Annotated in this window: 17 protein-coding genes; 6 read left to right on the top strand and 11 right to left on the bottom strand. The window is 70.2% G+C overall.

What is annotated here, in order from left to right; genetic code table 11:
• Positions 1 to 69: 69 nt before the first annotated feature.
• Positions 70 to 1,149: a VIT1/CCC1 transporter family protein gene (locus tag ABMQ42_RS11870; protein WP_502884688.1), complete on the bottom strand. Its 1,080-nt coding sequence runs from the start codon at positions 1,147 to 1,149 to the stop codon at positions 70 to 72.
• An 80-nt stretch (positions 1,150 to 1,229) separates the two neighbouring features.
• Positions 1,230 to 3,110, bottom strand: coding sequence for a DEAD/DEAH box helicase (locus ABMQ42_RS11865; protein ID WP_502884687.1), 1,881 nt, complete (start codon positions 3,108 to 3,110; stop codon positions 1,230 to 1,232).
• Positions 3,111 to 3,153: 43 nt separating this feature from the next.
• Between ABMQ42_RS11865 and ABMQ42_RS11860 the strand changes: the two genes are divergently transcribed.
• The 4 genes from ABMQ42_RS11860 (at position 3,154) to ABMQ42_RS11845 (ending at position 7,461) form a co-directional block, all read left to right on the top strand.
• The gene (locus ABMQ42_RS11860) at positions 3,154 to 4,005 is read left to right on the top strand and encodes an SGNH/GDSL hydrolase family protein (protein WP_349723211.1); all 852 of its coding nucleotides are present in this window, start codon (positions 3,154 to 3,156) and stop codon (positions 4,003 to 4,005) included.
• A 125-nt stretch (positions 4,006 to 4,130) separates the two neighbouring features.
• Positions 4,131 to 5,063 carry a polyphosphate polymerase domain-containing protein gene (locus ABMQ42_RS11855; RefSeq protein WP_349723210.1) on the top strand — a complete coding sequence of 311 codons (933 nt, stop codon included), beginning with the start codon at positions 4,131 to 4,133 and terminating at the stop codon, positions 5,061 to 5,063.
• A complete protein-coding gene (locus ABMQ42_RS11850; protein ID WP_349723209.1) occupies positions 5,060 to 5,731 on the top strand; it encodes a DUF4956 domain-containing protein in 672 nt (223 codons plus the stop codon). The genes ABMQ42_RS11855 and ABMQ42_RS11850 overlap by 4 nt, the downstream gene beginning before the upstream one ends.
• Positions 5,732 to 5,733: 2 nt before the next feature.
• Positions 5,734 to 7,461: a CotH kinase family protein gene (locus ABMQ42_RS11845; protein ID WP_349723208.1), complete on the top strand. Its 1,728-nt coding sequence runs from the start codon at positions 5,734 to 5,736 to the stop codon at positions 7,459 to 7,461.
• A 50-nt stretch (positions 7,462 to 7,511) separates the two neighbouring features.
• On the opposite strand, the gene ABMQ42_RS11840 is transcribed toward ABMQ42_RS11845, so the two are convergent.
• From ABMQ42_RS11840 to ABMQ42_RS11800, 9 genes are all read right to left on the bottom strand, one after another.
• Complete coding sequence (locus tag ABMQ42_RS11840) at positions 7,512 to 8,126, bottom strand: nuclear transport factor 2 family protein (protein WP_349723207.1); 615 nt, start codon at positions 8,124 to 8,126, stop codon at positions 7,512 to 7,514.
• Between the two features lie 25 nt (positions 8,127 to 8,151).
• Positions 8,152 to 9,657: a carboxylesterase/lipase family protein gene (locus tag ABMQ42_RS11835; protein ID WP_349723206.1), complete on the bottom strand. Its 1,506-nt coding sequence runs from the start codon at positions 9,655 to 9,657 to the stop codon at positions 8,152 to 8,154.
• Positions 9,654 to 10,799, bottom strand: coding sequence for a hypothetical protein (locus tag ABMQ42_RS11830; protein WP_349723205.1), 1,146 nt, complete (start codon positions 10,797 to 10,799; stop codon positions 9,654 to 9,656). The genes ABMQ42_RS11835 and ABMQ42_RS11830 overlap by 4 nt, the downstream gene beginning before the upstream one ends.
• Positions 10,796 to 12,019 carry a neutral/alkaline non-lysosomal ceramidase N-terminal domain-containing protein gene (locus ABMQ42_RS11825; RefSeq protein ID WP_349723204.1) on the bottom strand — a complete coding sequence of 408 codons (1,224 nt, stop codon included), beginning with the start codon at positions 12,017 to 12,019 and terminating at the stop codon, positions 10,796 to 10,798. The genes ABMQ42_RS11830 and ABMQ42_RS11825 overlap by 4 nt, the downstream gene beginning before the upstream one ends.
• The gene (locus ABMQ42_RS11820; RefSeq protein ID WP_349723203.1) at positions 12,016 to 12,555 is read right to left on the bottom strand and encodes a MarR family winged helix-turn-helix transcriptional regulator; all 540 of its coding nucleotides are present in this window, start codon (positions 12,553 to 12,555) and stop codon (positions 12,016 to 12,018) included. The genes ABMQ42_RS11825 and ABMQ42_RS11820 overlap by 4 nt, the downstream gene beginning before the upstream one ends.
• Before the next feature lie 46 nt (positions 12,556 to 12,601).
• A complete protein-coding gene (locus tag ABMQ42_RS11815) occupies positions 12,602 to 13,456 on the bottom strand; it encodes a carbohydrate ABC transporter permease (RefSeq protein WP_349723202.1) in 855 nt (284 codons plus the stop codon).
• Entirely contained in the window at positions 13,453 to 14,397 is a 945-nt protein-coding gene (locus tag ABMQ42_RS11810; RefSeq protein ID WP_349723201.1) for a carbohydrate ABC transporter permease, read from the bottom strand. Before ABMQ42_RS11810 ends, ABMQ42_RS11815 begins: the two co-directional genes overlap by 4 nt.
• Before the next feature lie 19 nt (positions 14,398 to 14,416).
• On the bottom strand, positions 14,417 to 15,739 hold the full coding sequence (locus ABMQ42_RS11805) for an ABC transporter substrate-binding protein (protein ID WP_349723200.1): 1,323 nt from the start codon (positions 15,737 to 15,739) through the stop codon (positions 14,417 to 14,419).
• Between the two features lie 86 nt (positions 15,740 to 15,825).
• A complete protein-coding gene (locus ABMQ42_RS11800; protein ID WP_349723199.1) occupies positions 15,826 to 16,635 on the bottom strand; it encodes a TrmH family RNA methyltransferase in 810 nt (269 codons plus the stop codon).
• 34 nt (positions 16,636 to 16,669) lie between these two features.
• Between ABMQ42_RS11800 and ABMQ42_RS11795 the strand changes: the two genes are divergently transcribed.
• Entirely contained in the window at positions 16,670 to 17,476 is an 807-nt protein-coding gene (locus tag ABMQ42_RS11795) for an NAD-dependent protein deacetylase (RefSeq protein ID WP_349723198.1), read from the top strand.
• Complete coding sequence (locus ABMQ42_RS11790; protein ID WP_349723197.1) at positions 17,473 to 18,072, top strand: histidine phosphatase family protein; 600 nt, start codon at positions 17,473 to 17,475, stop codon at positions 18,070 to 18,072. Before ABMQ42_RS11795 ends, ABMQ42_RS11790 begins: the two co-directional genes overlap by 4 nt.
• Position 18,073: the final 1 nt, after the last annotated feature.

The raw sequence follows: 18,073 nt of genomic DNA, 5'->3' as shown, positions 1-18,073 counted from the left end.
ACTACTGATGCATGCTTCAGTATAGCTGAAGGTTCGGGATGCGGCATCCACCACCCCGTCCCGAGGGGATCAGCCCAGGCTCACGCCGAAGAGCAGGCCGAGCAGGTAGGTGACCGCAGCGGCGCCGTAGCCGATGAGCAGCTGACGCAGTGCGCGGCGCAGCGGCGCGGCGCCCGAGAGCAGGCCGACGATCGCGCCGGTGCCCAGCAGCGCGAGGCCGACGAGCACGAGCGCGAGGACGACGGCGGGCAGCCCGGCCATGCCGAAGATCCACGGCAGCACCGGGATGATCGCACCGGACGCGAAGCAGAGGAAGCTGAAGAACGCCGCCCGCCACGCACTGCCGACGACATCACGATCGTCGGGCACGCCCACCGGGCCGGTGTGCGCGGCGACCGCATCGGGACGGCGCGCGCGCGCCAGGGTGCGCTCGGCGCGGGCCAGCGCATCGTCCGCCGACATCCCGCGCGTGCGATAGACCAGGGCGAGCTCGTTCGCGTCGAGGTCGAGGTCGGGCAGGACGCCGTCGGCGAACTCCCCCGGCTGGGTGGCCTCGAGCATCTCGCGCTGCGAGCGGACCGACACGTACTCCCCCGCGCCCATCGACAGCGCGCCCGCCAGGAGGCCGGCGACACCGCTGAACAGCACGAACTGCGCGGAGGCCCCGGCCGCCCCGATGCCCATCACCAGGGCGAGGTTCGACACCAGGCCGTCGTTGGCTCCGAACACCGCGGCACGGAACCCGCCCGACAGCTGTCGGCGGCCGCGGGCGGCCAGCCCGCGCACGACCTCCTGGTGCACCTTCTCATCCGCCGCCATCGCGGGCGTCGCGTGCGGGTCGTCATCATACGGCGAGCGCCCCTCGGCGTTCTGCGCGAGCGCGAGGACGAAGATCGGGCCGAAATGGCGCGCCATCCACCCGAGCATCCGGGTGCGCTTCGACGCACGCGGCAGCGACGCGGGCTCGCCGCCCAGCAGCGTCAGCCAGTGCGCCTCATGGCGCCCCTCGGCGTCGGCGAGCTGCAGCAGGATCTCGCGCTCCTGACCGGTCTTGCGACCAGCGAGCTCGCGGTAGACACGAGCCTCGGCACGCTCGTTCACGAGGTACTGCGCCCAGCGGCGACGGTCACGGGCAGTCGGTTCAGTCACGTTGATCGAGGCTATCGGGCGAGGGATGCTGCACCCGCCCGAACCGCGTGATTGCCAGCATTTCGGGGCTCCGAACGGCGCTATGAGTGCACGCGCCGGCGCAGCACCTCGATGCGCTTCTGCAGCTGCGCCACCGTGGCCTGGCCGACCGCCGGACCGCCGCAGGTGCGCCGCAGCTCGGCGTGCACCATCGCATGTGCCTCCCCCGACTGCCGCGAGTAAAGTCCGACGAGGCTGTTCAGCAGCTGCCGCTGCTCCTTGAGCGTGCGGTGCAGCGCCTGCGGCGGGTCGGGTTCGTGGCCGGATGCCGATTCCTGCGCCTCGCGCGCGACCCGGTGCCGGCTCTGCCGGGCCTGCCGTTGCATGAGCAGCTCATGCACGTGCTCGGGCTCGAGCAGGCCCGGCAGCCCCAGGAACTCCTCCTCTTCGGGCGTGCCCGGCGTGGCGAGCTGCCCGAACTCCTTGCCGTCGAACAGCACGCGGTCGAAATTCGCGTACGAGCCGAGCGCCTGGTAGCTGAACTCCTCCATCAGCGAGTCGGACGCCTTCTCGTCGCGCTGCGCGGCATCCATCGCGTCTTCTTCGGGCGACCACTCGTCATCGTCGCCGCCGTCGCGGTCGAGCGCATGATCGCGCTGCCGCTCGAGCTCGTTCGCGAGCGCCAGCAGTTGCGGCACGTTCGGCAGGAACACGCTCGCCGTCTCGCCGCGGCGCCGGGCACGCACGAAGCGGCCGATCGCCTGCGCGAAGAACAGCGGCGTGGAGGCGCTCGTCGCGTACACGCCCACCGAGAGGCGCGGCACGTCGACCCCCTCCGACACCATGCGCACGGCGACCATCCACCGGCTCGTGCCCTGCGAGAACGTCTCGATGCGCCCCGAGGCCTCCGCCTCGTCCGACAGCACGACCGTGACAGGCTCGCCGCTGATCTGCTGGAGGATGTCGGCATAGGCGCGCGCGGCGGTCTGATCCGTGGCGATCACCAGGCCCCCGGCATCCGGCACCTGCTCCCGGACCTCGGTCAGCCGGCGGTCGGCGCTGCGCAGCACGGCCGGGATCCAGTCGCCCTCCGGGTCGAGCGCGGTGCGCCAGGCCTGCGCGGTGATGTCCTTGGTGTTGTCCTGCCCGAGCTGGGCCTCCATCTCATCGCCGGTCTTCGTGCGCCACCGCATGTTGCCCGCGTAGACCATGAAGATCACCGGGCGCACGACCCCGTCCTCGAGCGCGCGCCGGTAGCCGTAGCTGTAGTCGGTGCGCGAGACGCGGATGCCGTGCTGGTCGGGGTGGTACTCGACGAACGGGATGGGGGCGGTGTCGCTGCGGAAGGGCGTGCCGGAGAGCAGCAGCCGTCGGGTCGCACGCCGGTAGGCGTCGCGCAGCGCGTCGCCCCAGCTCAGCGCATCGCCGCCGTGGTGCACCTCGTCGAGGATCACAAGGCTGCGCTTGTCGAGGACGAGCCGCTCGTGCACCGAGGACTTGACCGCGACCTGCGCATAGGTGACGGCGACGCCGTGGTACTCACGCGCCGGCGCCGAATGACGGTTGCTGAAGGCAGGGTCGATCCGGATGCCGACGCGGGCCGCGGCATCCGCCCACTGCGTCTTCAGGTGCTCGGTGGGTGCCACCACGATGATGCGATCGACGACGCGGCGCCGGAGCAGCTCGGAGGCCAGACGCAGCGCGAATGTGGTCTTGCCGGCGCCGGGGGTGGCCGCGGCCAGGAAGTCACGCGGCCCCTGGCCGACCCCGTCGGGTCCGTCCAGACCGAAGTACAGATCGAGCGCTTCGGCCTGCCACGCGCGCAGGCGCTGAGCGGTGCCCCAGGGGGCGCGTTGCGGGTAGGTCGGTGAGAGATGTTCGGCGGCGAAGCTTCCCAGTGAGGCGTGCTCCTCCAACCCGAACTCCTTCCCCCGTCGCCGGACGGCGCGACGACATTCCACCTTAGGCGAACCCGTGGACATCGCCCGACGATTAGTCTGAGTGTCTGTCCGGAGGAGGATCGCGATGTCGGAGGATCACCGCAGCCCGTTCGTCGAGAACACCGAACCGCACCCGTGGCGGCGCTTCGTCGCCCTCGGCGACTCGTTCACCGAGGGCGTGGGTGACCCCTCCGATCAGCCCGGCGTGTTCCGCGGATGGGCCGACCGGGTCGCCGAGGTGCTCTCCAGCCAGGTCGACGACTTCGCGTACGCGAACCTGGCGGTGCGCGGCAAGCTCATCCGCCAGGTGATCGCCGATCAGATCGAGCCCGCGCTGGCGCTGAAGCCCGATCTGGTCACGCTGTGCGCGGGCGGCAACGACGTGATCCGCCCGGGCACCGACCCCGACGAGATCGGCGAGCTGTTCTGCGACGCCGTCGCACGCCTGTCGAGCACCGGCGCGACGCTCGTGGTCTTCACAGGGATCGACACCGAGTTCACCCCCGTGTTCCGCGCCATCCGCGGCAAGGTCGCGATCTACAACGAGAACGTGCGCGCGGTCGCCGAGGAATACGACTGCATCGTCGCCGACCAGTGGGCGCTGAAGACCGTACAGGACCCCCGGTTCTTCACCGACGATCGGCTGCACCTGAACCCGCTCGGACACCACGAGGTCGCACGCATGGTGCTGCGGGCGCTGAACGTGCCCAACGACCTCACGCCGATGGAGCCCGACCCGCTGCCCCAGCGCACGTGGCGCGAAGCCCGTGCCGAAGACCTCGTCTGGGCGCGCACGCACCTGGTCCCGTGGGTGCTGCGGCGCCTGCGCCATCAGTCGTCGGGCGACAACGTCTCGGCGAAGCGCCCGGAGCCGCTGCCGGTCACGACGCTGGCCCCGGGAAAGGATGCCGCGGCCCACCGCGGCGACGACGCCTGACCCGAATTCTCAGCAAACTCTCAGACTCCATAGCGCACGCATAATCTGCTCCGGCACGCTGGACGGCGTTGTCACGCGGTGTTCTCCCCGCGTTCACCCACCGTTCATCCGAGAGGAGCCCGCGCATGCGTCCCTTCTTCCGACGCGGTCGCGAGCGCGCAGCCTCCCCCGAGCAGGCCGATGTCGCCCCCACGTCAGGCGATCGCACCGCCACGGCCAGCAGACTGCACGCCTTCAACCGCTTCGAGGTCAAATACCTCGTGCCCGACACCCAGGCCGAGCGTCTGCGCGACGAACTGGCGCGGCACACCGAGCGCGATGCGCACGCGGGAACGCACGGCTACCCGATCACGAGCGTCTACTACGACACCCCCGAGCTGAAGTTCTATTGGGAGAAGATCGACGGCCTGAAGTTCCGCCGCAAGCTGCGCGTGCGGCACTACGGCGACGCCGACGCGCTCACGGCAGACTCCGACGTGTTCGTCGAGATCAAGCAACGCGTGAACCGGGTCACCCAGAAGCGCCGGATGGTGCTGCCGTATCGGGATGCCGTGGCCCTGTGTTCGGGCACGGACTACCGCTCGCCGCAGGGACTCGGGACGCGTGAGCAGGGCTTCCTCGCCGAGGTGGAGACGCTCGTCGGCGAGCTCGACCTGCGCCCCGTCGTGACCACGGCGTACCAGCGCGAGGCGTGGATCGGACGCGACGCCGACCTCGGCCTGCGCGTCACCCTGGACCACCATCTGCGGGGCCGTGACCGCGACTTCCACCTCGCCGCCGACAGTCAGAACCGCCTCATCCTGCCCCCGCGCCTGTCGGTCCTCGAGATCAAGGCTGACGAGCGCGTCCCGTCATGGGTGACCGACATGACGGCGCGGCTGAACCTCGACGTCATCCGCATCTCCAAGTACTGCCAGAGCGTCCAGGCGTTCGGTCTGGCGCCGCGCTCGATCATGCACGCCGCCGACGAGCTCGACGAGCTCCTCGACGACGGCGATGACGACGACCACCCTGTGCCGCACGGCACCCGACCCCAGGAAGTGACCTCCCCCCGATGAACCTCCAAGACCTCAGCGGAACCTTCTCCGTCTTCGACGTCGCCATGACACTGGCGCTGTCGTTCGTGCTCTCGTTCGCGATCGGCTGGGTGTACAAGCGCACCCACAAGAACGTCTCGTACAGCCAGTCGTATGTGCAGACGCTCGTCATCATCGGCATGGTCGTCGCCGTCATCATGCTCGTCGTCGGCTCGAACATCGCGCGTGCCTTCGCGCTCGTGGGCGCGCTGTCGGTCGTCCGCTTCCGCAACGCGATCAAGGAGACGCGCGACGTCGGCTTCATCTTCCTGGTGATGGCCGTCGGCATGGCCGTCGGCACCCGTTTCTACGTGCTCGCGGCGGTGGCGACGGTCTTCATCCTGCTGATCACGTTCCTCATGCAGCGCTTCAACTGGTTCCACCTCGACATTCAGCGTCAGGTCGTCAAGGTGCAGGTGCCCCCGGAGGGCGACTACCAGTCCGACATCACCGACGCGCTGGTGGGCCTCACGCTGGAGTTCGAACTGGTCAGCGTCGAGACCATGCGCGGCGGGGCGCTCACCGAGCTGTTCTACTCGGTGCGCCTGAAGAAGGGCGTCGAGACCTCGCAGGTCATCGAAGCGCTCAGCGCGGTCAACAGCGGTCAGAAGGTCTCGGTGCTGACCGGATACGACCAGTCGGACATGTGAGGATGCTGCGCAGGATCAGACGCCGCATCCCGGTCCGGATCCGGCAGAACTGGATCCCGCTCGTCGGCGGGATCGCCGTGGTCGCGCTCGGGCTGACCTTCTTCGGCAACGTGGTGATCAGGCCCTACTCGACCAGCGCCGCCGCCGTGACGGACGAGGAGCGCATCACCGACGACATCGCCGGGACCGTCGACCTCTTCGACGAGGACACCGCGCACACCGTGACGCTCACGTATGCGGAGGCCGACTACAACGAGATGCTGGACGCATACTTCACCTCCGGCGACAAGGATTGGATGCCGGCCGACATCACGATCGACGGGACGACCATCGCGAACGTCGCCGTGCGTCTGAAGGGCAACTCGACGCTCTCAGCCCTGACCGATGATCGGAAGGGCTCGCGCACCGAGGGGCAGACGGCCGGCGGTTCGGGTGGTGGTGGCGGCGGACAGGCACCCGACGGGATGCAGGCACCAGACGGCATGCAGGCACCAGACGGCATGCAGGCACCAGGCGACGCTCAGGGCGGGCAGAACGCCCAAGGCGGCGGCGTGGGCACCGGAATCGCGCTCTCCACCTCGAAGCCGGAGGACCTGCCGATCCTCATCAGCTTCAACGAGTACCAGGAGGGCCGCGCCTATCAGGGGCACACCGAGATCTCGGTGCGACCGGCCTCGCAGTCGTACACCTCGGCGATCAACGAGGCGGTCGCCCTGGATCTCACCGCGCAGTCGGGTCAGATCTCACAGCGGTACGCGTACTCGACGTTCACCGTCAACGACCGCCCGACCACCACCCGCCTGATCATCGAGAACCCGGATGCGCAGTATGCCGCCGATCTGCCCGACGACGGCGTGCTCTACAAGCTGCTCTCCACGAGCTCGTTCACCTATCAGGGCAGTGATCAGACGGACTACACCGACGATTTCACGCAGATCAACCTCGTCGGCACCCGTGACCTGCAGCCGATCATCTCGTTCCTGAAGTGGCTCGATGGGGCCTCCGACGAGGAGTTCGAGCAGGATGCGGGCGACTGGATCGACGTCGACTCGTTCGCGACGTACCTGGCCACTCAGGATGTGCTCGATAACTTCGACACGATCAACGGGCCCGGGCGCAACGCGTACCTGTACTACGACCTCGACACCGGGCGGATCAGCATCGTCTCGTGGGACCTCAACCTCGCCTTCGGCGGCATGGGAGGCGGCATGGGCGCCGGCGGCGCCGGCGGCGCGGGCGGCTTCCCGGGCGGGGACGGGCAGATGCCCACCATGCCCGACGGCGGTCAGATGCCGGGCGGCGACGGGCAGAGCGCACCCGGAGACGGACAGATGCCCGGCGGCGGACAGATGCCGGGCAACGGTCAAACGACCGGCGGCGCAGCAGGCGGTGCCGGCGGTGCAGCAGGCGGTGCCGGCGGTGGGATGCAGGTCGACAACGCCCTCGTGACGACGTTCGAGAGCGTCTTCGCGGACAAGATCGATGCCGCCACGAAGAAGCTGCGTACGGACCTCATCACCAGCGGTACGGCGGATGCCACCGTCACCCGCATCGCGAAACTGATCCCGGCGACGGAGGGGCTCTCGCAGTCCACGATCGACGACGAGGTCAGCGCCATCCGCACGCAGATCAGCTCGGGCTCCACGGCCGCCTCGACACCGTCGGCGAGCGCGACGCCGAGCGCCACAGCCGCGCCGAGCGCCACAGCCGCGCCCGAGAAGAACGGCTGACGCACGGCGCGTGGCCCCGCGCCTCGCCGGCCGGGCCCACGCGCGGGCGTTCAGCCCTGCATCCAGGCCCGGCAATCGGACCAGAACGCCGCCACGAGGTCTTCGCGGTCGTCACCGGGCAGATCCTGCGACACCGGGATGCCCCGCCGCGCGTTGGTGTAGCTGAGCCAGCGATAGGCGACGCGCGAACCGTCGAGAAGCTCACGGTCGATCTCGGGAAACGCGCCGAGCGTGGGGATGACCGTGTCCTTGACGTAGATGTTGTCGAAGAACGCCATGCGCCACTCGCCGTCGCGCCGTTCGAAGCCCGAGACGAACCGGCACCACGACACCAGGTCGCACTCGACCCCCTCCACGACAGGGCGCAGCAGCACCTGCCCGCGGCTCTCGACGAGCGCACGATCGCCGCTCTGCTCGGCGCGCACGGGGTCGATGCTGTGGAACCCGTGCACCTTGCCGGGCTTCACGGAAGCGCGCGACCCGTCCACGAACTGCTCGATCGTCCCGTCGAACCAGGTCACCCGCACGCGCGAACCGGGCCAGTAGGCGGCTTGCAGACCATCCCAGTCGTTCGTGTCACGCGCGAGGCGCTCACGGCGGGCGAGCGCGAACAGCAGCCGTTCGGTCTCGGCGTCGATCAGGGGGAACGGGGTGGTGTCGCTCATCGAGGGTCTCCAGCTGTCAGATCGGTCATTTCGGTTCCGTGTTGCCGTCGAGCACGCTGCGGTGGAAGGCGTGCCGCTCCGGCTCGGCGACGGGGATCGGGCCGCACCGGGCGCCGAGCTCCATCGTGAGCGGGCGTCGATCCGCGGCATCCCACCTCTCCGCGTCATCGCCGTTCGGGTCGCCGGTCGCGACGAAGCGGCTGATGTACCCGGCCATGGCGTCGGCGATCGTACGGTCGACGTCGGTCCAGGGGCGATCGACGTGGTCGAGGCTGTGCAGGAAGTACGGGATCTCGCTGCCGTGGAACGCCCCGCGGGCGTCGGCGTCGGGACCGGGTGCGGGGTGCGTCCAGAAGTACGTGTGCACGAGGCTCGACGCGTGGCGAGCCCACTCCTGCGCCCAGAGGTGGGTCGAGACGCGTGAGTGATCGCGGGCCGCCTGGTTCGCCGCTGCTGCCGCGGTCTCGTCATCGCGCGCGGGATACAGCGCGAGGAACTCGTCGGCGCGGTCGCCGTACACCGCCTGCGCACGCTCGCGGAACTGCGCGAGCGTGATCTGCGGGTGCGGGGAAGCCCCGTCTTCGTCGAGGTTCGTGCCGGTGAGGATCGGCACATCGTTCTGCGCGCCGCGTGCGAGCGTCTGCGCGTAGGTGTGCGGCAGCATCCATCCGTCCTGCGCGGGCCGGAACAGCGGCGGACGCGGCCGGCCCGGGCCTGGCTGGTCGGCGTCGGCGCCGCGCAGCAGCTCGTGCGCATCCAGGCGGCGCGCATCGGCGATCTTCTCGACGCCGTGCTCAATCAGGTACTGCTCGCCGTCGCGTTCGGCATCGGCCAGGGCCCGGTATGAGCCGGCGAGGTGGCCGAGGTTCGCGTCTCCGGGGTGGAGAGCACCGCTCTGCGCGATCGCGCCGCGGAACAATCCCGCCGACAACGGGCTGTACACGTGATCGAGGACGCTGGCCGCGCCGGCGGACTGGCCGGCGATCGTGACCCTGGCCGGGTCTCCCCCGAAGGCGGCGATGTTGCGCTGCACCCACTGCAGAGCCGCGCGCTGATCGAGCAGCCCGTAGTCGCCCGACGCGCCATGCCCCGATTCGGCGCTGAGCTCACGCGTCGCCAGGAATCCGAACACCCCGAGCCGGTAGTTCACCGTGACGACGACCAGGCCTCGCGCCGCCAGCGCCGACCCGTCATACATCGGCTCGCTGCCCGCGCCGAACACGAAGCGCCCGCCGTAGATCCACACCAGCACCGGCAGCGCGGCGTCGGCCGCCGTCGCCGGCGTCCAGACGTTCAGCGACAGGCAGTCCTCGCTCATCGGCTGGCTCAGCCCGCCGCGCGCAGGCTGCAGGCACGCTTCGCCGAAGCGGTCGGCGACGCGCACGCCGCTCCAGGCCGGCGGCGGCTGCGGCGCGCGCCAGCGGTTCTCGCCCGCGGTGTCGGCCGCGTACGGGATGCCGCGGAACACCGTGACCCCGTCGACGCCGCTGCCGACACCGCTCAGCGCGCCGCCCTCGGTCGTGACGATCATGCGTTCAGCTCCGCGGCGACGGCATCCACCAGCAGCTCGGCGCCGCCCCGCGCGAAGCGGGACGACTGCGCCTCGTAGGTCGCGCGGTCGAACGACTCGGCGTCGGGCAGGTACTTCGCCCCACCGTTGCACATCGTCGCGATCACGAGGTCGGGGTCGCCGACGCGTGCGCGCAGCTCACGTCCGGTGCACGCGTTCAACTCGGGCTGCACGCCCACGGCGGTGATCGCGCCGGCACGCAGGATCCAGAACGGCAGCGGTCGATCCGCGGCGGTGGTGAAGGTGTGACCGCGCACCGGGCGGATGTCGGCCCGATCGGTGGGCACCTGTCCGGGCACGGTGAGCTCGTGCGCGGTCAGCGACAGCGGTGCGCCTGCGCCCGCGGGCGCGACGTCGGCGGCGAGCACCACGGCGGCGAGTCGCTCGCCCAGCGCATCGACGGCGGCCGGCCCCGACCCGAGCGGCGCCTGGTCACCCGCGCAGCCGATGAGCGAGAGCGCGACGGCGCCCGGCAGCGCCTGCTCGATCCGGGTCATGGCGGCACCGGCCAGGTCGCCCGAGACGACGCGTTCACCGCTCAGGTCCATCGCCGAGGGCTGCACCGCGGTGCCGACGAGCAGCGCGATCGGCGTCTCGTCGGCGTCGGTCACCCGCACGACGTGCACGGTCGTGTCCGAGAACCCGGTGCCGTCGGGCCCGAGCGTCCACCCCTCGGCGACCTCGACGTCGCGGTTGACGGCCAGCGCGCACGTGACGCGCCCGACGGCGACCGCTGCGGGGCGGAGGGATGCCGCGGCCTGCCGAGCGGCGTCGCCCGCGGCATCGCACAGCGCGGCACGCCACGCGATCGAGGCGGGAGCATCGTCCTCGGGGATGTGCGGCGCCGAGAAGGTGTGGCTGACCGACACCAGACAGTCGCGTGCCGCCACACCGGCCGCGTCGCACACGCGGGCGCGCACGGCCTCGAGCACGGGAGGACGCAGCGCTGTCTGGTCCGCGACCACCCACGCGATCCGGGCCGCGCGGTCGTCCACGAGCAGCACCCGCACGGCGAGCGCGTCGCGAACGCGGGTGAAGCCGTCCAGCGGCAGCGAGCCCGGCGCGATCTCGGCGCGTCCGGCGCCCGCTCGCAACCCGGTCACGCTGTCGTCCGTTCTGCGGCGAGGCGCGCAAGCACGTCGGCGGCGGCCGGAACCCAGCCCGGCTGGATCGGGCATCCGCGCGCTGCGAAGGTCCCGAGCGCGAACGCGTCGTCGTCGGCGAGGTACCCGAGCCGCTCGTTGGCCATCGACACCAGCACCGGGTGCGGTGCGACGGCCGCGGCCATGATCTCGGCGGCGGCAGCCGTCGTCACCTCTCCGCCCACTCCGAGCAGCACGACGTCGCCGATGCGCAGTGCGGTCAGCCGCAGCGCGACGAGGTCGAGCTCTTCCTGGTGCATGTCGGGCGGCAGGTCCGTCCCCGGCTTCGAGGGCCAGCCCAGCGCCGCTTCGCGGCCCGACAGGTCTGCGGCATCCCGCCATTCGTCGATCGCGGCGGCGACCCGCAGCGCCTCGTCGGCGATGGTGCGGCCCTGCGTGTCGACGAGCGCGAACACCTCGTCGACCGTGAGGTCGTCGCCCCCCGTGCGCGCCGCCTCGAGGCTGCCGCGCACCGCCTGGTCTCCGAGCGAGCCCGGCAGCCAGAGGGTCGGAGCGTCGAGTGCTTCGCTGACGGCGGATGCCGCGGCGCCGGCGACGTCCGCACTCAGCATCCGGGTGCCGAGCGCCGCGGTCGGGTGCACGGCATAGCCGAGGAGCGTCGCGATCGGCCGGTCGTCCGCATCGTGCACGGCGACGACGGTCAGCGTCTTGTCGCTCGGCCCGTCCGGGTTCTGTCCGAGCCGCCACGTGCCGTCGCGGGGCACGTCGCGGTTGATGTTCACGTCGACCCGACCGGTGCCGACGCCGATCCGGGCGGGAACGGCCGCGTTCTGCGCGCGCACCACGGCATCGAGGATGGCGTCGAACAGTGCGTCGGTGTACGCGAGCGACTCGGCGCTGGCGGCGCGGGAGAGCCCGCCGGCCGGCGTGAGCCCGCCGCGCGGGGCGTTGTGCGTGTGCGTGGGAGCGAGCAGGATCGCGCCCGCCGGAATGCCCGTGGCCGCGGCGATCCGCGCGCGCAGGTCGACCGTCACGCCGAGTTCGAGCACATCCGCCGACACCACGGCGACGGCATCCACTCCGTTCTCGATGACGACGGCACGCGCGAAGGTGCGGTCGTGCAGTCCGACGAAGTCGGGGCCCATGGCATTCAGCCCGGTGAGATCGGCAGGGGTGATGTCGGCCTGGGCGGCACCGGCCCGCAGCATCCCGCCGCTCATGCGGTCTCCGCCGACTCGTCTTCGGAGGCGGCGATGACCTCGAGCTCGCGCAGCAGCAGACGAAGGGACGGGATGCCGTCGCGCAGCGTCTTCGCGCGGTCGGCCGGCAGCACCTCGATCGCCTCGCGGAGAACCCGCACGCGGTCGCTGCGGAACTCGGCGAGCACGCCGCGCCCCGCATCGGTCGCCGACACGACGACCGAGCGTGCGTCGTGCTCAGCGGCGCGCCGCTCGACCAGGCCGGCGGCGACGAGGTCCTTGAGGAGATTGCTCACCGTCGGGCGCGCCACATAGAGCAGCTCGGCCAGGCGCGCCGGTGTCAGGTCGCCGTGCAGCATGAGCATGCGCAGGATCGTGACCTGCGACTCGTTGGCCGGCAGCCGGTCGGCCGAGCCCGCGGCGCGCTTGATCGTGCGCCACAGCGCCGGCACCAGGTGCGCGAGCTGCTCGACCGGGTCGACGTCCGGTCCGGGGATCGGCTCGATGCCGTCCTCGGGCACGGGGATGCCGCTCTGCGTCGGGTCGATATCGCTCATTGCCCAGCCTCCGTCATGGTGTGCATTGTGGTCAGTCTCGCGCAGCTCATCCGGTCACGCCGCCCTCGGTCAGCCCGGAGAGCACTCTCTTCTGCAGGAAGATGTAGGCGATCAGCAGCGGCAGACTCGTCAGCAGCACATGCGCGAAGACGAGATTGCGCCGCACGCCGTACTGGCCGGAGTTCGCGAAGTTGTAGAGCGAGAGCGGCAGGGTCGCGTTGTCGGTGCCCTTGAGCATGTACAGCGCGAAGAAGAAGTCGTTCCACACGTTGATCATGGTCATCACGGCGACGGTGAACAGAATGGGCCGCAGCAGCGGCAGGATGACGTGCCAGTAGATCTGCCAGCGTCCGGCACCGTCGATCTCGGCCGCCTCTTCGAAGTCGATCGGCAGGCCCCGGATGTAGCCGGTGGCCAGGAAGGCCACCACCCCGAGCCGCGTGCCGATGAGTGCCAGCATGTACCCGGCGACGCCGCCGGTGAGCCCCAGGTGCGTCACGAGGAACACGGTCGGCACGATCGCGGGCGGCAGGATGATCGACATCGCCATGAGGTAGTAGGCGCCGCGCAGTGTCATGCGCGTCGAACGCGCGAAGGCCCACGCCGCCATCGAGCCGAGCAGCAGCACGACGAGGATCGTCGGCACCGCCACCACCAGGCTGTTGCGGAGCCCCGTGAGGTAATTGCCCTCGGTGAACACCGTCGCGTAGTTCTCCACGACGTTCCACGTCGTCGGCAGCGCGAGCGACGGGACGGACGAGTCGGACTCCGTCTTGAAGGAGTTCACCACCAGCATCCACACCGGCATCACCGTCCACGGAAGGGCGATGATCGCGAGGATCGTGTACTTGAGGGCTCCGGAACCGCGCTTGCGGTGGGTCACCCAGGTCGCCGTGCTCATGCGTGCACCTCCCGGCGGCGCAGCCACCAGATCAGCGGGATGGCGATCACGATGACGAGCAGCGCGATCATGAAGCTCAGGGCGCTGGACGTGCCGTACAGCCCCTGCCCGTACTGGCTGTACACGGCGACGTTGAGCACCTTGGTGGCATCGCCCGGCCCGCCCTTGGTGGTGGCGAAGATGATGTCGAGCGCACTGAACGCGCCGATCAGGGTCACCACGATGTTGAACGTGAAGGCAGGGGCCAGCAGCGGCACCTCGATGGAGCGGAACCGGCGCCACCCGCCGGCGCCGTCGAGCACGGACGCCTCGACGACCGAGCGATTGATGCTGTTCAGCCCGGCGATGTACACCAGGGTGACGAGTCCGCTCATCTTCCAGCCGTCGATGAGCCCGACCATGATCAGGGCCGACACCTCGTTGCCGAGCCACGGGAAGTCGAAGCCGGGGATGACGAAGCCGATCGCCTGGTTGATGGGTCCCGCCGGGTCCAGGAGCGCGGCCCAGATGTACCCGGCGGCCAGCGGCGAGAACAGCACGGGGATGAAGTAGATCGAGCGGAAGACGCTGTTGATCCGGTTGGTGTTCTGCAACGCCTTGGCCAGCGACAGCGCGACCACGTTCTGGGCGATCATCGAGATCACCGCATAGATCACCGTCACGACGGTGGCGTGCCCGAGGATGCCCAGCCTGAACAGCGAGATGAAGTTGTCGAGTCCGTTGAAGCTGATCGTGTTGCTGAAGCCCGTCCAGCGCGTGAACGACAGCACGGCGTTGGCAAGGAACGGCAGGGCGAAGAAGACGATGGTGAGTGCGACCGCGGGGATCGCGAACCACCACCAGCGGCGGGCGGTGCCGCCGCGGCGCCCGCCCGCCACCGGAGGAGTCGATGCTCCCTCGGTGGCGGCGCGGTGCCGCGTCGGTGACGTGACGGTGACCATGCGGGTACAGCGCTCCCTGCTACTTCTTCTGGGCGTCGATGGCCTGGTCGACGAAGGTCTGGAACGAGTCCGCCGCATCCTGGGCGGTCGACTGACCCACGAGGACCTTCACGGCGAGTCCGCCGAAGTTGCCGAAGCCGGGGATCGACGAGTTGAAGCCGATGACCGCGTCATCCGACTGCAGCAGCTTCGCCGCGTCGGCGTACAGCCCCGACAGGCTCGATGCGTCGGCGGTGTTCAGCGTCGGCACGATCTGCGCGTCGTCGACGAACTGCTGGTAGCCGTCGGTGGTCGCCCAGTCGATGAAGTCGGCCGCCACGCGCTCCTTGTCGGTGTCACCGGTCTTCGGCACGAAGAACGATCCCTGGGCGTTCGGTCCGTAGCTGGGCACTCCCTTCACCGCCGAGAACGCCCCGAAGCCGATGCTGGCGTCGACGGCGTCGGTGCTCGCGCCGTTCTTGTAGAAGTCGGGGATCTGATCCGACGGAAGGAACGTGAACGCGGCCGTTCCGTCGGACACGGCCTTCTCGGCCTGCTCGAACGTCTGCGTCGCGGCATCCTTGTTGAAGCAGCCCGCGTCCTTCAGGTCGGTGACCATCTGCAGGCCCGCCACCAGCGGTCCGCTCGCGTCGTTCACCGTGATGTCGCCGGACGCGACGCCCTCGCCGTAGGCGTTCTCGGCGTTGAAGTCGCCCATGTAGGTGAATCCCGGCAGCATCATGGCCGGCCACTCCGACCCGCCCGCCATCGAGATCGGCGTCACTCCCGTGCCCTTGATCGCCGTGCACGCGGCCTTGAGCGTCTCCTCGTTGGTGGGGGCGTCGACGCCGGCCTTCGCGAGCACATCCTTGTTGTAGTACATGCCGTAGACCGAGACGGGGCCGAGGATCGCGCCATAGGTCTTGCCGTCGATGGTGCCGGCCACGCCCGAGAGGGCGCTGTCGCCGACGAACTCCAGCGAGCTGAGGTCGAGCATGTTCTCCGACATGTTCAGCTGCGCCATGTCCTGCGGGCTCGGGTTGTACTCCAGCAGATCGGGTCGCTCGCCGGTCGCCCACTTGGTCTGGACGACCGTGGGCGCCGTGTCGCTCGGGATGTCGACGAGCTTGATGGTGTTGCCCGATTCCTTCTCGTACGCCTTGTACAGGTTCAGGAGGGCGTCGGGGTCGTTCGAGGCGTGCCACAGCGTGATGGTCACGCCGGTCGGTGCCGGGCTGGACAGGTCGACGGCGGCGTCGCCCCCGCCACCGTCACCTCCCGAGCAGCCGGCCAGTGCGAGGGTCAGAGAGCCCACGGCAGCGGTGATGACCCCTGCGCGGCCCCAGTGGTGTCGAGACATCATGCTTCCTCTTCGTTGAGTGATTGGCTACGTCAGCGACTGTACTTGGTTTTGCGACAAAATAGTGAGGGAACAAAATAACAAGACGATCACGAATGAACGCGCAGCGCCCACATCGCCACCGCGGCGGCGGCGGCGACGTTGAGCGAGTCCACTCCCCCGGCCATCGGGATCGTCACGATCGTGTCGGCGGCCGCCAGCGCCCTGCGCCCCAGCCCGTCTCCCTCCGCACCCAGCATGAGCGCGACGCGATCGGGCGGATCCGCGGCGAAGTCATCGAGCGACACGGCGTCGTCGGCGAGCGCCAGGGCCGCCAGACGGAAGCCCTCGGCACGCAGCACGTCGCCCGCCTCGGGCCACTCCGGCAGCCGCGTCCACGGCACCTGGAAGACCGTCCCCATGCTCACGCGCACGCTGCGCCGATACAGCGGGTCGGCGCAGCGCGGCCCCACGAGCACAGCATCTGCGCCGAGCCCGGCCGCACCGCGGAACATCGCCCCCACGTTCGTGTGGTCCACGATGTCGTCGAGGACCAGCACGCGCCGTGCCCCCGCCAGCACCGCCGCGACAGAGGGCAGCTCGGGCCGATGCATGGCCGCGAGCAGACCGCGATGCACGGCGTACCCGGTGAGCGTCTCGGCGACCGCGGCCGGGACGACGTACACCGGCACATCGTCGCGCTCACCGAGCAGCGCCGCGACGTCGTCGAGCCACTTCTCCTGCACGAGCACCGAGCGCGGCTGATGACCAGCGTCCAGCGCCCGCACGAGCACTTTCGCGGATTCGGCCATGTACAGGCCGCCGGCCGGCTCCAGTACCCGCCGAAGGCTCACGTCGGTGAGGTCGCGGTAGTCCGCCAGTCGAGGGTCGTCGGGGTCTTCGATGCGGATCACACTCACCCCTCAAGTCTGCCCGAACGCGTAACCTGGGCAGGTGCTCGAAGACGCCGTCGCCGCTCTGACCGGTCGACGCGTGGCCGTGCTGACGGGTGCCGGCATCTCGACCGACTCGGGCATTCCCGACTACCGCGGCGAGCATGCTCCCGTGCGACAGCCGATGACCGTGCAGCAGTTCCTGGCGACGGACGCCGCACGCCGGCGCTATTGGATCGGCAGTCATCTCGGCTGGAAGCGCTTCGGCGCGGCCCGCCCCAACGCCGGGCACCGCGCGCTCGCCGATCTCGAGCGCCGCGGCGTGGTGGGCGGCGTCATGACGCAGAACGTCGACGGCCTGCACCTCGAGGCCGGCTCGGAACGCGTGGTCGAGCTGCACGGCACACTGCGCCGCGTGCTGTGCCTGCACTGCGGTCAGGTCTTCGATCGCCGCGACCTCGCCGTGCGCATCGAGGCCGAGAACCCATGGCTGGTCACGAGCGAAGACGCCGTGCTGCTCCCCGACGGCGATGTGCGCCCCGACTCGGTCGACGGATTCGTCGTCCCTGCGTGCAGCGTGTGCGGCGGGATGCTGAAGCCCGAGGTGGTCTTCTTCGGCGAGACGATCCCCGTGGCACGGTTCGCCGGCGCCGAGCAGCTGCTGACGGCGGCCGACGCGCTGCTCGTGGCGGGCTCGTCGCTCGTGGTCAACTCCGGGATGCGGTTCATCCAGCGGGCGCAGCGGCGCGGCATCCCGATCGTGATCGTCAATCGCGGGCAGACGCGCGCCGACGCTCGCGCGACCGTGAAGCTCGACGCCGGCACGAGCGAGGTGCTCACAGCTCTCGCCGATAAGCTCGAGGCGTGACGACTCTGACCCTCATCCGCCACGGCGAGACGGACTGGAACCGGAACGGCCGCATCCAGGGCACGAGCGACATCCCGCTCAACGAGACCGGCCGTCAGCAGGCGCGCGACACCGCGGCGATCCTCCTGGACCGCATGGACCCCTCACTGCCGGTCGCCGTCGCCGCCAGCGACCTGAAGCGCGCCCGCGAGACCGCCGAGATCATCGCCGAAGAGCTCGGGCTGCCCGCCCCGTACCTCTACCCCGAGCTGCGCGAGCGGGCCTACGGCGAGGCCGAGGGCATGACCGGCGACGACATCGAGGCGCGCTGGGGCACCCGACACGCCTCCGACGTGCCGGGCGCCGAGCCGTGGCCGCAGGTGCGCAAGCGCGCGGTGCGCGGCGTGCGCAAGGTGGCGCGGGATGTGCGCAACCTCACCGCCCCCGGCGGCGCCTCGGTCATCGTCGTCTCCCACGGCGCGCTCATCCGCGAGCTCGTGCGCCACATCACGCACGGCGATCTGCCCGATCCCGGCACGCGGCTGCCCAACGGCGGCGGCTACACCATCCTCATCGAGCGCGAGCGTCTGCGTCTGGTCGACACCGTCGCGCACTAGC

The sequence above is a fragment of the Microbacterium sp. KR10-403 genome, from assembly GCF_040196215.1.
Classification (GTDB): domain Bacteria; phylum Actinomycetota; class Actinomycetes; order Actinomycetales; family Microbacteriaceae; genus Microbacterium.
The sequence above is the reverse complement of the archived record's forward strand: the minus strand, read 5'-3'. Positions and strand labels throughout refer to the sequence as shown.